The organism is Streptomyces olivochromogenes (genome assembly GCF_021538895.1).
Classification (GTDB): Bacteria; Actinomycetota; Actinomycetes; order Streptomycetales; family Streptomycetaceae; genus Streptomyces; species Streptomyces olivochromogenes_A.
This window is the reverse complement of record NZ_JADDRL010000050.1, coordinates 33,076-47,817: the sequence shown is the minus strand read 5'-3', so window position 1 is coordinate 47,817 and position 14,742 is coordinate 33,076. Positions and strand designations below refer to the sequence as shown.

The following is a 14,742-nucleotide window of genomic DNA, read 5'->3' as shown; positions in this document are numbered from 1 at the left end:
CCGGTGTGCTTGTCGCACCGGGTGCCATGACCGGCCGTGCGGTGCTCACGCGGTGCGGGCGGCTCGGTGCCGGCGGGAGCGGTCGGTATGGGCCTCGGTGGCCGCGGCCCGGCGGGCCTCCTCCTCCCGGCGTGCGGCGCGGCGGCCGCGTACGGCCTCGCGGGCGAGGCGTTCCTGCTCGGCCTGGCGGCGCAGCTCGGCGGAGCGAAACTGGTGGAGTGCGTACTCGAACATGGTGTCCCCTGAGGGTTGAGAGTGGGTTTCTGGCTTCGCTCTTCGCGATGCCTCAACCTTCGTCTCCCAGGGGGGTGCGCCACATCGGGAGAGTTCCGCATCTTCGGCCGGGCGCGGGGCGCCGGATGCGCGTAAGGGGCCTTAGGGCGCCCGTAAGGTGCTTACGGATGCCCTAAGACCCCTGGTGAACTGCGGGGATTCAGCTCGTGGACGGCAGTCCGAGGAGCGCGTCGGAGTACTTGAGGACGGCCAGGAGCAGGCCGATGACGCCGAGCGCGACGCCCGCCCAGGCGACCGACTTGATCCAGGGGGCCTGGGACCTGCCGGGGGCGCCGAACGCGGGCCGGGCCAGCACGACCACGCCGGTGATCAGCGCGGCCAGCGCGAACAGGCCGGCCCACAGCGCGGTGGTGTGCCAGGCGTCGCCGTACACCTCCTTGATCTGCTGGGCGACGCCCGCGTTCGACGCGGTCCGCAGCTGGCCGACGAGGGTCTCGCGCGCGGAGGCGACGGTGCCGATCCAGCCACCGTTCAGCGAGACGAGGCCGAGCGCGGCGGACACGACGGCGGCGGCGCCCTGTCCGACGCCGACGGGACGCTCCGCATCCTCGGCGGCCTCGTCGTCGCCGGCCGTGTCGGACTCCTCGGCCACGTCGGCCCCGGCCTCGGCCTCGGTCACCGCCCCGGCCCGCTCGTCGGCCTTCGTCACGTCGGTCTTGTCGGTGGCGTCCACCGCCGCCGCCTCGTCATTCGCCCCGGCGCCGGTCCCGGCCCCGTCAACAGTCTTGGTTCCCATGCCCCGCACCGTACGGACGCTGTCTGAGAAGTCCCTTAATGATCGTCGCGGGCGCGGCGCGCACGGCCCGCACGCCACTCGGGGGCCAGTACCGCCCACACCTCGATGTCGTGCCGGACGCCCCGGTGGAGGTGGCTCTCCCGGAGCACGCCCTCCCGCGTCATCCCCAGCCGCCGGGCCACGTTGAGGCTCGGCTGGTTGCCGGACGCCGCCCACCACTCCACGCGGTGGATGCCGCGCTCCTCGACCGCCCAGTCGATGAGCACGGTGATCGCACGCGTGATCAGCCCCTTGCCGGCCGCCGCGGGCTCCAGCCAGCAGCCGACCTCGCAGGTGCCCTGGGCCGCGTCGAACGTCCGGAACAGGACCCCGCCGACCAGTTTCCCGTCCAGCCAGATGCCGTGCAGGCTGCCGGAGTCGGCGGTGCGCTTCTCCGCGTACCTGAGCAGCAGGGCCCGCGCGGACTCGACGTCGGTCTCCCCCGCCCCGAAGGCGATGAACTGCCCGATGAACTCCCGGCCGCGGTCCAGGTGCGCGAGGAGCTCCTCGGCGTGTCGGGGCTCCAGGGGCCGCAGTTCCGCGCCGTCGTCACCCAGGGAAATCGCGTACATCCTGCCGTTGCTCCTTCTCCAGTTCCTGTACGACCCGGGTGAGCCTCTCATGCGCGGCGCGGCACTCGGGCGGTTCGATGCTGATCCGCGGCATACGACGGTCCAGCCAGCCCGGCAGCCACCAGTTGGCGCCGCCCAGCAGATGCATCAGCGCGGGCACGAGCAGGGTGCGCAGGACGAAGGCATCCAGGGCGACGGCGGAGGCCAGCGCGATGCCGAACATGGCGATCACGCGGTCGCCGCTGAGCACGAAGGCGAGGAAGACCGAGATCATGATGACCGCGGCGGAGTTGATCACCCGGCTGGTCTCGGCGAGGCCGATACGGACGGCGCGCCGGTTGTCGCCGGTCTCCAGCCACTCCTCGTACATCCGGCTGACCAGGAACACCTGGTAGTCCATGGAGAGTCCGAACAGGACCGACACCATGATCACGGGGAGGAACGGCTCGATCGGGCCCGCGCGGCCGAGTCCGAGCAGTTCGCTGCCCCAGCCCCACTGGAAGACGGCGACGACGATGCCGAAGGCGGCCGCGACGGCGGCGATGTTCATCGCGGCGGCCTTGAGCGGGATGCCGAGCGACCGGAAGGCGACCAGGAGCAGCAGGCAGCCGAGCCCGATGACGACGCCGACGAACAGCGGCAGCTTGCCGACGATCACGTCGGCGAAGTCGTCGTAGCTCGCCGTCACTCCGCCGACGTGGACGTCGAGCGAGGTGCCCGTCTCCGCGCGCGGGAGGACCTCGGTGCGCAGCCGGTCGACGAGCTCGCTGGTCTGTCGCGACTGCGGCGCGAAGGCGGGGACGACGGTGAGGTACGCGGTGTCGCCTGCGGTGTTGTAGCGCGCCGACGTCACCGAGGTCACGCCCTCGGTGGCGCGCAGGGTCGTGTCGAGGTTGTCGAGGGCCAGCTTGTCGTCGGCGCCGTCCACGCGGGTCACCAGGGTCAGCGGGCCGTTCACGCCGGGGCCGAAGCCCTCGGCGAGGAGGTCGTACGCCTGCCGAGTGGTCGACGTCCGGGGGTCGTTGCCCTGGTCGGAGGTACCGAGGTGGAGGGAGAGCGTGGGCAGGGCGAGCAGGGCGATGACGGCCACGGCGACGGCGCCGAGCAGCTTGGGGTGGCGTTCGACGAACGCGGACCAGCGGGCGGCCAGACCGGTCGGCAGCTCGGGTGCCGGTCCGTGCTCGGCCAGCCTGCGCCGTTCGCGGCGGCTGAGGGCGCGCGGCCCGATGTACGACAGCAGGGCGGGCAGCAGGGTCACGGAGGCCGCGACGGTGAGGACGACCGTGAGCGAGGCCGCGACGGCGACGCCGTTGAGGAAGCCCAGGCGCAGGATCAGCATCCCCAGCAGGGCGATGCACACGGTGGCGCCCGCGAACACGACCGCGCGTCCGGTGGTGGCGACGGCGGTGGTCACGGCCTCGGTGACGGTGAGGCCGCGCTTCAGTCCGCGCCGGTGCCGGGTGACGATGAACAGCGCGTAGTCGATGCCGACGCCGAGCCCGATGAGCAGGCCGAGCATGGGCGCGAAGTCGGCGACGGTCATGGCGTGGCCGAGCAGCCCGATCGCGGCGTACGCGGTGCCGACGCTCAGCAGCGCGGTGACGATCGGCAGCAGCGAGGCGGCGAGCGAGCCGAAGGCGAGGAACAGCACGACGGCGGCGACGACCACGCCGACCAGCTCGGCCACGTGCCCGCTCGGCGACTCGGTGAGGCCGATGGCGCTGCCGCCGAGCTCCACGTCGAGTCCGTCGGTCCGTGCGGACTCGGCGGCGCGGACGACGCGCCGCGCCTCGGACTTGTCGATGTCCTCGGCCGGTTCGTCGAAGGTGACGGTGGCGTACGCGGTGCGGCCGTCCTCGCTGATCCGGTCGCGGCCGTGTGCCGCGTAGGGACTCGTCACGGACGCCACGCCGGGCAGGTCGGCGATCTCTTCGAGGGTCCGTCTCATCGTCCGCTTGACGTCGGCGGCGCGGACGGTGCCGTGGGTGGTGTGCCAGACGACGGTGTCGGTGTCGCCGCCGAGTCCCGGGAAGCCCTCGTTCAGCAGGCGGGTGGCGCGGCCCGATTCGGTGCCGGGGGCCTCGTAGTCGTTCGAGTACGCGGAGCCCATGACGGCGGCGGCAGCGGTGACGCCGCCGAAGGCGAGGAGCCACAGCAGGACGGCGACCAGGCGGTGCCGGACACACCAACGCGCGAGGGCTGCCACGGACGTGCTCCCAGGGTGACGATTTGTGGATCTTTGTTCGGGAACATCCGTCCATGAACTGAACAACCCGCAAAGAACGCATGAGGATTCGGGGGACACTCTTGCAGGCAAAAGTGATCGTTTACCGCGTTCGTGGGGTTCTTCGCCAGAGTGGGAGACACGTCACAGGACAGTTGAGTGAACTCTGTCGTCCCGGCGGGTACTTCAGTCGAACTGGTCCCCGAGCGCCATGATCATCGTCCCCGCGACGAGGAGCCACAGGGCCCGGCGGGTACGGCCCCGGGCGCCGAGCACCGCGGCCAGCGCGCACACTCCGGCTCCGACGGCGTAGGCGGCCGGGACGACGACCGGCTTCGAGCCCGTGAGGCGCAGCAGCGCGGCGGCGAGGCCCGCGAGCGTCAGCAGGACACCGGTGCCGGTCGCCACCCAGCGCGCCCGGCGGGCGTCCTCGGCGTGGTCCGCCACGTCGTCGGCGTCGTCCATGTCCCCGGTGTCATCCATGTCGTCCACCTCGGCCGTTTCGGCCACCTCGGCTATGCCGGGTCGTACGTCGGAATCCGTGCGTCCACTCATGGCGGGCGAGCGTAGTACGTGTGGATGAATGCGTCGGACGCACCCAGGGGGATGCGTCGCGTACGACGCATCCCCCTGGGGCCGGTGACGGAGCGGGCTCAGCCTTCGCCGACGCCCAGCCTCTCCAGGATGAGCTCCTTGACGCGGGCCGCGTCGGCCTGGCCGCGGGTGGCCTTCATGACCGCGCCGACCAGGGCGCCGGCCGCCGCCACCTTGCCGCCGCGGATCTTGTCGGCGATGCCCGGGTTGCCGGCGATGGCCTCGTCGACGGCCGTGCCGAGGGCCGAGTCGTCGGAGACGACCTTGAGACCTCGCTTGTCGACGACCTCGTCCGGGGTGCCCTCGCCCGCGAGGACGCCCTCGATGACCTGGCGGGCCAGCTTGTCGTTCAGGTCACCGGAGTTCACCAGCTCGGTGACCCGGGCGACCTGCTCCGGCGTGATCGCCAGCTCGTCCAGCGCCTTGCCGGACTCGTTGGCGCTGCGCGCCAGTTCGCCCATCCACCACTTGCGGGCGGAGGCGGCGTCGGCACCGGCGTCGATCGTGGCGACGATCGGGTCCAGCGCGCCGGCGTTGAGGATCGCCTGCATGTCGGTGGCCGAGATGCCCCACTCCGCGAGCAGGCGGGTGCGGCGGGCCAGCGGCATCTCCGGCAGCGCGGCGCGGATCTCCTCGACCCACTCGCGGGAGGGGGCCACCGGAACGAGGTCGGGCTCCGGGAAGTACCGGTAGTCCTCGGCCTCCTCCTTCACGCGGCCCGAGGTCGTGGACCCGGTGTCCTCGTGGAAGTGGCGGGTCTCCTGGATGATCGTGCCGCCCGACGAGAGCACCGCGGCGTGCCGCATGATCTCGAAGCGGGCCGCTCGCTCCACGGAACGCAGCGAGTTGACGTTCTTCGTCTCGGAGCGCGTGCCGAACTTGTCGGCGTCCTTGCGCATCAGCGACAGGTTGACGTCGCAGCGCATCTGGCCCATCTCCATGCGGGCCTCGGAGACACCGAGGGCCCGGATGAGCTCGCGCAGCTCACGGACGTACGCCTTCGCCACCTCGGGCGCGCGGTCGCCCGCGCCCACGATCGGCTTGGTGACGATCTCGATGAGCGGGATGCCCGCGCGGTTGTAGTCCAGCAGCGAGTGCTGCGCGCCGTGGATTCGGCCGGTGGCGCCGCCGATGTGCGTCGACTTGCCGGTGTCCTCCTCCATGTGGGCGCGCTCGATCTCCACGCGGAAGGTCTCGCCGTCCTCCAGCTGCACGTCGAGGTAGCCGTTGAAGGCGATCGGCTCGTCGTACTGGGAGGTCTGGAAGTTCTTCGGCATGTCCGGATAGAAGTAGTTCTTCCGGGCGAAGCGGCACCACTCGGCGATCTCGCAGTGGAGCGCGAGACCGATCTTGATCGCGGACTCGACGCCGGTCGCGTTGACGACCGGGAGCGCGCCGGGCAGGCCGAGGCAGGTCGGGCAGGTCTGCGAGTTGGGCTCGGCACCCAGCTCGGTCGAACACCCGCAGAACATCTTGGTCTTGGTGCCGAGTTCGACATGGACCTCAAGGCCCATGACGGGGTCGTACGACGCGAGCGCGTCCTCGTACGACACCAGGTCGGTCGTGGTGGTCACGGTGAAACTTCCCTCTCAGCCCAGCAGGACGTCGTCGTCGCCCAGCCGCTTCAGCTCGCGGTAGAGGAGGGCGAGGCCGGTGACGATCGCGACGGCCGACACGGTGGCGTCGATCAGACGCAGCGTGTCGTGCTCGGCACGCGCCTTCTTGATCTGCTTGCAGACACCGACCGCGCCGAACGCGGTGGTACCCATGGACAGGTACGTGCCGGACTTCGACTTCTTGAAGCCCTTGGCCTTCGACAGTGCATTGCTCACAGCGACGGAGCCTCCTCGAGCAGCGGGTGACCCCACTTTTCCACGAACGCGGCCTCGACAGCAGCGCCGACCTTGTAGAGGCGGTCGTCCTTCAGCGCCGGCGCGATGATCTGCAGGCCGACCGGGAGGTTGTCCTCCGGGGCGAGACCGCAGGGCAGCGACATGGCCGCGTTGCCCGCCAGGTTGGTCGGGATGGTGCACAGGTCGGCCAGGTACATCGCCATCGGGTCGTCGGCACGCTCGCCGATCGCGAAGGCCGTGGTCGGCGTCGTCGGGGAGACGATGACGTCCACCTGCTCGAAGGCCTTCTCGAAGTCGCGCGTGATGAGCGTGCGGACCTTCTGGGCGGAGCCGTAGTACGCGTCGTAGTAGCCGGAGCTGAGCGCGTACGTGCCGAGCATGATGCGCCGCTTGACCTCGGGACCGAAGCCCGCCTCACGGGTGAGCGAGGTGACCTCCTCGGCCGAGTGGCTGCCGTCGTCGCCGGTCCGCAGGCCGTAGCGCAGGCCGTCGAAGCGGGCGAGGTTGGAGGAGCACTCGGACGGGGCGATCAGGTAGTACGCCGACAGCGCCAGGTCGAAGGACGGGCAGTCCAGCTCGACGATCTCGGCGCCCAGCTCCTTGAGCAGCTCGACCGACTCGTCGAAGCGCTGGATGACACCGGCCTGGTAGCCCTCGCCGCGGAACTGCTTGACGACGCCGACACGCATGCCCTGGACGCTGCCGTTGCGGGCGGCCTCGACGACCGGCGGGACCGGGGCGTCGATGGACGTGGAGTCGAGCGGGTCATGTCCGGCGATGACCTCGTGCAGGAGCGCCGCGTCCAGGACCGTACGGGCGCAGGGCCCGCCCTGGTCGAGGGAGGACGAGAAGGCGACCATGCCGAAGCGGGAGACCGCGCCGTAGGTCGGCTTCACGCCGACCGTGCCGGTGACGGAGGCCGGCTGGCGGATGGAGCCGCCGGTGTCGGTGCCGATGGCGAGCGGGGCCTGGAAGGAGGCGAGGGCGGCGCTGGAGCCGCCGCCGGAGCCGCCGGGGATCTTGGTGAGGTCCCAGGGGTTTCCGGTCGGCCCGAAGGCGCTGTTCTCCGTCGAGGACCCCATGGCGAACTCGTCCATGTTGGTCTTGCCGAGGATGACCACGTCGGCGGCCTTCAGCCGCTTGGTGAGCGTCGCGTCGTACGGCGGGATCCAGCCTTCGAGGATCTTCGAACCGACGGTCGTCGGAACGCCCTCGGTGGTGAAGATGTCCTTGAGCGCGAGGGGAACGCCGGCCAGCGGGCCGAGCTTCTCCCCCTTCGCCCGCTTCTCGTCGACGGCACGGGCCTGCGCCAGGGCGCCCTCGCGGTCGACGTGCAGGAAGGCGTGCACCTTCTCGTCGACGGCCTCGATCCGGGCGAGGTGGGCCTCGGTGACCTGGACGGCCGTGAGCTCGCCGGAAGCGATCTTCTCGGCGGTCTCGGCGGCCGTGAGCTTGATGATGTTGACGTTGTCCGTCATGGGATCAGTCCTCCCCCAGGATCTGCGGCACCTTGAAACGCTGCTGCTCCTGGGCCGGGGCGCCGGAGAGCGCCTGCTCGGGGGTGAGCGAGGGACGGACCTCGTCCGGCCGCATGACGTTCGTCAGCGGCAGCGGGTGAGAGGTCGGCGGTACGTCTTGGTCGGCGACCTCGCTGACGCGGGCGACCGCGCCGATGATGTCGTCCAGCTGGCCGGCGAAGTGATCGAGTTCTTCGGGCTTCAGCTCCAGACGCGCCAGCCGGGCGAGGTGGGCGACCTCCTCGCGCGTGATGCCAGGCATGCAGCGATCCTCTGGGGTGAGAGTTTGCGGTTTGGGCTGGGGCTAGTCGTCCCCTTCCCGTCGTCCGCCCGGAGGGCGGGGCGCGCGGCGTCTGGTGCGTGCGATCGCAAGGCGCCGGAGCGTCCTCGTGGCGGAGCCACGTGGACGATTCGGCAACGCGGCGAGCGTGCGTGCCAGGCGTCGCGCGCCAGACGGGAAGGGGACGACTAGCCCCAATCCTATGGGGCGGGACCTGGAAGCCGTTACACGGTTTGCCGGGTCCCGCCCCATGGTCATCCCATGGCCGCCCCTCGGGCGCCCCCTGGGCTCAGTGGCGGCCCTCCCAGGCCGCGCTCTTGAGGAAGTGGTTGTCGTACAGGTCCTGTACTTCGAGGAGGCTCTCCGGGGTGAGTTCGCCGAGGCGGATGCGCTGGAGGTGGCGGAAGTACTCGAAGCGCTCGACGCCCGGGGTGATGACGATGAGGAGATCCGCGGTGGCCCCGGGGGCGGCGGCGAAGGCGTGCGGCCGGCCCGGCGGGACGACGATCAGGTCGCCGCGTTCGGCGGTGACGACGTCGTCGCCGGAGAGGACCTCGGCGGCCCCGTCGAGCAGGTAGAACATCTCGGCAGAGTTGTTGTGCACGTGCGGGAAGGCCCCGTCGGCGCCCTCCGCGAGGGTGACCCGCACGGTGGACAGCGCACCGCCGGTGGCGCTGCTGTCGGCCAGCAGCTTCACACCGACCGGGTCACCGCCGATGACCTCGGCAGCGGCGTCACGGACGATCACCGATTCATCGAACTTCGGAACGAACAGCGACATTTCTGAACCCCCTGGTACCTGGTAGCGATTCGGACGTGATCAGACGGCGAAGAGCAGTGCGGCACTGATGAGAACAACGACGGCCGTGGCGAAGTGGATCCCGAAGGCCACGATCCGGGCGCCGCCGTTGCGCAGCACGATCAGGGTGTCGAAGAGCGGCACGATCGCGACGGCCACCATGAACCACGCCTCGGCGCGGGCGCCGGCGAAGGCCAGCAGAACCAGGCCCATCACGCCGGAGGCACCGTCCCTGAGGCCCTTGATCGTGAGGTAGGCGCCGGCGTCCCCCTCGGGCCTGGCCGGGACGCCGTAACCGGTGGCGGCGGCAGCGGGCTGGAACAGGAAACGGGCGCCTATGAACAGGACGAGCAGGTCGAGCAGGACGGCGAGCGTGTACGCGGTGACAGTCATGCCGGATCTCCTTGCTAGCAGCGCTAGGGACATGAGCAAAGCTAGCAGAGCACGGGCAGGATTGCTAGCGGTGCTAGAATCGGGAGCATGTCGATTCAAAGGCGCCGGGAGCGCGAGCGGGCAGAGCGCGAGAAGCTGATCGTCACGGCCGCGCGGGAACTTGCGGAGGCCGAGGGCTGGGACGCGGTGACCACACGGCGGCTGGCCGCCGAGATCGAGTACAGCCAGCCCGTCCTGTACAGCCATTTCAAGGGCAAGGACGCGATCATGGCGGCGGTCGCGGTGGAGGGCTTCGCGGAGCTGGCCGTGGAGCTGCGGGCGGCGCGGGCCGCGGCCGAGGGCGCGCGCGAGGCGCTGGCGGCGGTCGGCGAGGCGTACACGGACTTCGCCCGACGCCGGCCCGCCCTGTACGACGCCATGTTCACCCACACCGTGGACCTGCCGTTCGCCACGCCACAGGCTCCGGCGGCGCTGCACGAGGCGTTCGGCGAACTGCTGCGGGCCGTGGAGCCGATCGTGACGGAGGGCGACGACCCCGGCCTTCTCACGGAGACCTACTGGGCGGGCCTGCACGGCCTCATCACCCTGATGCGCAGCGGCCGCCTCCCCAAGGAGGCCCACGCCGCCCGTCTGTCCCTCCTGACGGCCCACTTCACGGCATGCGCGACCTGAATCCACACACGGACCCGCGGCCGCGGACACCGAGCACCCCTATGGCAAGCGGGCGGGCGGGTGGGAAAGTCCCGTCACTCCCCCGCCGGCAGGGCGGCCCGCGGACGCTGCCACCCCCGCGACCCCCGTGCCCGCAGCCACGCCGTCGTCTCGTCCGGCGGCATCGCCGCGGCGACCAGCCACCCCTGCACGGCGTCGCACCCCAGATCCCGCAACCGCTCCCACGTCTCGTCGTCCTCGACCCCCTCCGCGACGACGAGCAGCCCGAGCGAATGGGCGAGGTCGACGGTGCAGCGCACGATCTCCGCGTCCTCGGTGTCCACGGCCAGCCGCGCCACGAACGACCGGTCGATCTTCAGTTCGCTGACCGGCAGCCGGCGCAGGTGCACCAGCGAGGAGTACCCGGTACCGAAGTCGTCGAGGGACATCTTCACACCGTGCCCGGTCAGCCCGGCGAGCGTGTCGGCGGCGCGCTGCGGGTCCTCCAGCAGCACGTGCTCCGTTATCTCCAGCTGCAACGCCCCCGCCGGGACCCCGTGCCGGGCCAGTCGCGCGGCCACCGATCCGGCGAACCCCGGCGTATGGACGTCACGGGGGGAGACGTTGACCGCGACCGGCACCGTGAGCCCCTGCGCGCGCCAGCGCGCGACCTGTGCGAGGGCCGTCTCCAGCACGTACTCGGTGAGATGGGGCATCAGCCCCGAAGACTCGGCGATCGCTATGAACTCGTCCGGCGGCACCTTCCCGCGCTCGGGATGCACCCAGCGCACCAGGGCCTCGAGGCCGGCGACCTGTCCGTCGAAGCGGACCTTGGGCTGGTAGTGCAGCTGGACCTCGTGCGCGTCCAGGGCGCGGCGCAGATCGCCCAGCAGCCCGAGCCGGTCCGGTGTGTTGGAGTCCCGCTTGGACTCGTAGACCTCGACGCCCGTGCGGTCCCGCTTCGCCTGGTACATCGCGACGTCCGCCCGGCGCAGCAACCCCTCGGCGTCCAGGGCGTGGTCGGGGAAGACGGCGACACCCGCGCTGGCCTCCAGCACGAGCGTGAGCCCGTCGAGGTCCAGCGGCGAGCTGAGCGCGGCCACCAGACTGCGGGCGACACGGGTCGCCGACGTCGTGGAGTCGGCGACGGGCAGTAACACGGCGAACTCGTCGCCACCGAGCCGCGCGGCCTCCGCCCCGCGCGGCAGGGCCACCCGCAGCCGGTCGGCTATCTGCAGCAGCAGCCGGTCACCGGCGAGATGGCCGAGAGTGTCATTGACCGAACGGAAACGGTCGAGGTCGATCAGCATCAGCGCGGCCCGTGCGCCGATGCGTTCGGCGTCGTCGAGGGCCGTCCAGATCCGCTCCAGCAGCCACTGCCGGTTCGGCAACCCGGTCAGCGGGTCGCGCAGTTGCTCCTCCGCCCGGGCTCTGGCGATCCACAGGGTGGAGTCGAGGGCGATGAGCGGGATGGCGAACAGCGGGAGCAGCACCGGCTGGGCGTCGGCGACCACGCAGACCAGCGGGGCTATGCCGAGCAGCGCGACCGCGACCAGGCCCTGTCTGATCAGGGCGGTGCGGGCGACGGTGGGCAGGCCGCCGGGCGGCGCGTGCAGGTACCACAGCAGGATGCGGGTGACCGCGAGATAGGCGGCCGCGACCAGGACGACCTGCGGGACGGTGCTGACGCTCCAGCGGTCGGGGCTCCAGGGCGCCTCGACGCTCGGTACGCGGCCGAAGGCGCCGAGCACCAGGGCGCCGGCGCCGATGCCGAGGATGTCCACCGCGCCGTGCAGCACGCCCTGGCGCCAGCGGTTGCGGCGGGCTATGCCGACCAGGACGACGACGGTGAGGCTGACCATTCCGGCCGGCACCCAGCCGTACAGCAGCAGGACGGCGAGGGTGAGCGCGGCGCCGGAGCCGGTGCCGCCCCACCAGCGGGAGCGGCCGAGCATCACGAGGTGGCCGACGATGATGCCGGTCAGCACGGCCAGCGACCAGCCGACCGAGCCGGACGGGAAGAGCGCGTGGTGGCCGGTGAACGCGCGCAGGAAGCCGGCGCCCAGGGCGACTCCGGCTGCCGCGACGACGGCGGCCGGCAGCGCGGGCCAGGACAGCTGCCGTTCGGGTTCGGCGCCCGGCAGCGCGGGGGCGGCCTCGATGGCCAGCGGTACGGGGGTCAGGGCGTCCGGCGCGGTGCGGGGTCCGGCGGGGCGCGGCTGGGGCCGCGGGCGCCGCACGGTCCGTGCCACCCACCGACTCCCCCGCCACGCGCATGCCCGGCGGCGCAGACGCAGCCGTGAGTCCGGGGCGGCGCTTTCGGTCGGTTCCATTCCCGTCCCTCTCACAGCCGGCGGTGCCCACGCCACGCGGTCCGATGCCCGACGACCCTCAACGGCTCCGCGTTGGAAAACCCTTCCCCGCACTCCGCGCGAGCACGGGGATGCCCCGACCGCAGCTGGGCACGGCAGGCGCACATCTCAACAGTAGGCCGCAGAAGGCATTCACGGGCAGCGGTCGTCGACGGTTGCCCGAATGCGCCCCAGCCACCCGTATGCATCTGATATGCGCCGATCGGGTGGCCTTCAACCGCTACTCCTCGGCCGAAAGCGCGACTTCGGCCGCCGCTTCCGGTCCCTGTTCCAACAGGACGCCGAAGCCGTCCTCGTCCAGAACAGGCACTTTGAGCTGCATTGCCTTGTCGTACTTTGATCCCGGGTTGTCACCTACAACGACGAAAGATGTCTTTTTCGACACCGAGCCGGTCACTTTCGCTCCGCGACTCTGCAGCGCCTCCTTGGCGCCATCGCGGGTGAAGTGCTCCAGAGTTCCGGTGACGACGACAGTAAGCCCTTCCAGTGGACGAGGTCCTTCGTCCTCCGCGGACACCTCGTCCTCCAGGGGAACTCCGGCGGCCTTCCACTTGCGGACGATCTCGCGGTGCCAGTCCTCGGCGAACCACTCCTTGAGGGCGGCGGCGATGATGTCCCCCACACCGTCGGCGCTCGCCAACTCCTGCTCGGTCGCCTGTTCGATACGGTCGATGGAGCGGAACTCGCGGGCCAGGGCCTGCGCCGCCACCGGACCCACGTGCCGGATGGAGAGGCCGTTGAGGAAGCGGGCCAGCGGGCGCAGTTTGGCCGCCTCGATGTTCTCCAGCAGGGCCAGGGTGTTCTTCTTCGGCTCGCCCTTCTGGTTGGCGAAGACCGTGGCGATCTTCGCCTCGCCCGTGACGGGGTCCCGCTTGGGCAGGCCGCTGTCCGGGTCGCGGACGTACGCCTTGATGGGCAGCAGCTTGTCCACCGTCAGGTCGAACAGGTCGCCCTCGTCGACCAGCGGCGGTTCGGCCGGCTCCAGCGGGCGGGTGAGCGCGGCGGCCGCCACGTCGCCGAAGTGCTCGATGTCCAGGGCCTCGCGGCCCGCGAGGTAGGACACGCGCTCGCGCAACTGGGCCGGGCAGGTGCGGGCGTTGGGGCAGCGGAGGTCGATGTCGCCCTCCTTCATGGGCCGCAGCGCCGTCCCGCACTCGGGGCACTCGGCCGGCATCACGAACGCGCGCTCGCCGCCGTCGCGCAGGTCGACCACCGGACCGAGGATCTCCGGGATGACGTCACCGGCCTTGCGGATCACCACGGTGTCGCCGATGAGCACGCCCTTGGCCTTGACCACCTCCTGGTTGTGCAGCGTGGCGAACTCGACCTCGCTGCCCGCGACATGGACCGGCTGGACCTGGGCGTACGGCGTGACACGGCCGGTGCGGCCGACGCCGACCTTGATGTCGATCAGCTTGGTGTTGACCTCCTCCGGCGCGTACTTGTACGCGATGGCCCAGCGCGGCGCGCGCGCCGTGGAGCCGAGGCGGCCCTGGAGGCGGATCTCGTCGAGCTTGACGACCACGCCGTCGATCTCGTGCTCCACGGAGTGGCGGTGCTCGCCGTAGTACGCGATGAACTCCCGTACGCCGTCGAGGTCGTCGACCACCCGGTTGTGCGGGGAGGTGGGCAGGCCCCAGGTCCCCAGCAGGTCGTAGGCCTGGGAGAGACGGGTGAGGCCCGTGTAGCCCTCCAGGGCGCCGATGCCGTGGACGACCATGTGCAGCGGGCGGGTGGCGGTGACGCGCGGGTCCTTCTGGCGCAGCGAACCGGCCGCCGCGTTGCGCGGGTTGGCGAACGGCTTGTCGCCGGCCGCCACCAGGCGCTCGTTGAGCTCCGCGAACTTCGCCATCGGGAAGTAGACCTCGCCGCGGATCTCCACGAGGTCGGGGACGTGGTCGCCGTGCAGCCGGTCCGGGATCTCCGCGATCGTGCGGACGTTGGGCGTGATGTCCTCGCCGGTGCGGCCGTCGCCGCGGGTGGCCGCGCGCGTGAGACGGCCGTGCTCGTAGGTGAGGTTGACCGCGAGGCCGTCGACCTTCAGCTCGCACAGGAAGTGGTACTCCTGGTCGCCGAGTTCGCGGGCGATGCGATCGGCCCAGGCGGCGAGGTCGTCGTCGTTGAAGGTGTTGTCCAGGGACAGCATCCGCTCGCGGTGCTCGACCGAGGTGAACTCCGTCTTGTACGCCCCGGCGACCTTCTGGGTCGGCGAGTCGGGCGTGCGCAGCTCGGGGTACTCCTCCTCCAGCGCCTCGAGCGAGCGCAGGAGTCGGTCGAACTCCGCGTCGCTGACGACGGGAGCGTCCTTCACGTAGTACCGGAAGCGGTGCTCCTCGATCTGCTCGGCGAGCCGCGCGTGCTGCTCCCGTGCCTCGGCGGGCACCGCTGTCTCCGCTTGCTGCTTGTCGCCGGCCACCG

The 14,742-nt window shown here is 71.1% G+C and carries 13 protein-coding genes and 1 pseudogene; 1 reads left to right on the top strand and 13 read right to left on the bottom strand.

Going from position 1 to position 14,742, the window contains the following annotated elements; all coding sequences use genetic code 11:
* Window positions 1–45: 45 nt before the first annotated feature.
* The 11 genes from IPZ69_RS24750 to IPZ69_RS24700 all read right to left on the bottom strand — a co-directional run bounded on the left by IPZ69_RS24750 (window position 46) and on the right by IPZ69_RS24700 (window position 9,301).
* Window positions 46–234 carry a hypothetical protein gene (locus tag IPZ69_RS24750; protein WP_235456576.1) on the bottom strand — a complete coding sequence of 63 codons (189 nt, stop codon included), beginning with the start codon at window positions 232–234 and terminating at the stop codon, window positions 46–48.
* Window positions 235–433: 199 nt separating this feature from the next.
* Window positions 434–1,030 carry a hypothetical protein gene (locus tag IPZ69_RS24745; RefSeq protein ID WP_235456575.1) on the bottom strand — a complete coding sequence of 199 codons (597 nt, stop codon included), beginning with the start codon at window positions 1,028–1,030 and terminating at the stop codon, window positions 434–436.
* Between the two features lie 35 nt (window positions 1,031–1,065).
* Complete coding sequence (locus IPZ69_RS24740) at window positions 1,066–1,641, bottom strand: GNAT family N-acetyltransferase (RefSeq protein ID WP_235456574.1); 576 nt, start codon at window positions 1,639–1,641, stop codon at window positions 1,066–1,068.
* On the bottom strand, window positions 1,619–3,847 hold the full coding sequence (locus IPZ69_RS24735; protein ID WP_235456573.1) for an MMPL family transporter: 2,229 nt from the start codon (window positions 3,845–3,847) through the stop codon (window positions 1,619–1,621). Before IPZ69_RS24735 ends, IPZ69_RS24740 begins: the two co-directional genes overlap by 23 nt.
* Before the next feature lie 204 nt (window positions 3,848–4,051).
* The gene (locus IPZ69_RS24730) at window positions 4,052–4,420 is read right to left on the bottom strand and encodes a hypothetical protein (RefSeq protein WP_235456571.1); all 369 of its coding nucleotides are present in this window, start codon (window positions 4,418–4,420) and stop codon (window positions 4,052–4,054) included.
* A gap of 98 nt (window positions 4,421–4,518) precedes the next feature.
* A complete protein-coding gene (gene gatB / locus IPZ69_RS24725) occupies window positions 4,519–6,033 on the bottom strand; it encodes an Asp-tRNA(Asn)/Glu-tRNA(Gln) amidotransferase subunit GatB (RefSeq protein WP_235456569.1) in 1,515 nt (504 codons plus the stop codon).
* A gap of 15 nt (window positions 6,034–6,048) precedes the next feature.
* Window positions 6,049–6,291, bottom strand: coding sequence for a hypothetical protein (locus IPZ69_RS24720; RefSeq protein WP_235456567.1), 243 nt, complete (start codon window positions 6,289–6,291; stop codon window positions 6,049–6,051).
* On the bottom strand, window positions 6,288–7,790 hold the full coding sequence (gene gatA / locus IPZ69_RS24715; RefSeq protein ID WP_235456565.1) for an Asp-tRNA(Asn)/Glu-tRNA(Gln) amidotransferase subunit GatA: 1,503 nt from the start codon (window positions 7,788–7,790) through the stop codon (window positions 6,288–6,290). The genes IPZ69_RS24720 and gatA overlap by 4 nt, the downstream gene beginning before the upstream one ends.
* 4 nt (window positions 7,791–7,794) lie before the next feature.
* Entirely contained in the window at window positions 7,795–8,091 is a 297-nt protein-coding gene (gene gatC, locus IPZ69_RS24710) for an Asp-tRNA(Asn)/Glu-tRNA(Gln) amidotransferase subunit GatC (RefSeq protein WP_031117542.1), read from the bottom strand.
* Window positions 8,092–8,398: 307 nt separating this feature from the next.
* On the bottom strand, window positions 8,399–8,890 hold the full coding sequence (locus tag IPZ69_RS24705; protein WP_235456564.1) for a cupin domain-containing protein: 492 nt from the start codon (window positions 8,888–8,890) through the stop codon (window positions 8,399–8,401).
* 39 nt (window positions 8,891–8,929) lie between these two features.
* Window positions 8,930–9,301, bottom strand: coding sequence for a DUF4267 domain-containing protein (locus tag IPZ69_RS24700; protein ID WP_235456563.1), 372 nt, complete (start codon window positions 9,299–9,301; stop codon window positions 8,930–8,932).
* Between the two features lie 87 nt (window positions 9,302–9,388).
* On the opposite strand from IPZ69_RS24700, the gene IPZ69_RS24695 reads away from it, so the two are divergent.
* Entirely contained in the window at window positions 9,389–9,973 is a 585-nt protein-coding gene (locus IPZ69_RS24695) for a TetR/AcrR family transcriptional regulator (protein ID WP_235456562.1), read from the top strand.
* A gap of 74 nt (window positions 9,974–10,047) precedes the next feature.
* Here the strand turns inward: IPZ69_RS24695 and IPZ69_RS24690 are convergent.
* Window positions 10,048–12,285: pseudogene (locus tag IPZ69_RS24690) on the bottom strand (putative bifunctional diguanylate cyclase/phosphodiesterase).
* A 259-nt stretch (window positions 12,286–12,544) separates the two neighbouring features.
* Window positions 12,545–14,740, bottom strand: coding sequence for an NAD-dependent DNA ligase LigA (ligA, locus tag IPZ69_RS24685; RefSeq protein ID WP_235456560.1), 2,196 nt, complete (start codon window positions 14,738–14,740; stop codon window positions 12,545–12,547).
* Window positions 14,741–14,742: the final 2 nt, after the last annotated feature.

Bases quoted from the DNA above. Each gene is read 5' to 3' on its own strand.
- IPZ69_RS24750 (WP_235456576.1), bottom strand. From the start codon at position 234: ATGTTCGAGTACGCACTCCACCAGTTTCGCTCCGCCGAGCTGCGCCGC.
- IPZ69_RS24745 (WP_235456575.1), bottom strand. From the start codon at position 1,030: ATGGGAACCAAGACTGTTGACGGGGCCGGGACCGGCGCCGGGGCGAAT.
- IPZ69_RS24740 (WP_235456574.1), bottom strand. From the start codon at position 1,641: ATGTACGCGATTTCCCTGGGTGACGACGGCGCGGAACTGCGGCCCCTG.
- IPZ69_RS24730 (WP_235456571.1), bottom strand. From the start codon at position 4,420: ATGAGTGGACGCACGGATTCCGACGTACGACCCGGCATAGCCGAGGTG.
- gatA (WP_235456565.1), bottom strand. From the start codon at position 7,790: ATGACGGACAACGTCAACATCATCAAGCTCACGGCCGCCGAGACCGCC.
- gatC (WP_031117542.1), bottom strand. From the start codon at position 8,091: ATGCCTGGCATCACGCGCGAGGAGGTCGCCCACCTCGCCCGGCTGGCG.
- IPZ69_RS24705 (WP_235456564.1), bottom strand. From the start codon at position 8,890: ATGTCGCTGTTCGTTCCGAAGTTCGATGAATCGGTGATCGTCCGTGAC.
- IPZ69_RS24700 (WP_235456563.1), bottom strand. From the start codon at position 9,301: ATGACTGTCACCGCGTACACGCTCGCCGTCCTGCTCGACCTGCTCGTC.
- IPZ69_RS24695 (WP_235456562.1), top strand. From the start codon at position 9,389: ATGTCGATTCAAAGGCGCCGGGAGCGCGAGCGGGCAGAGCGCGAGAAG.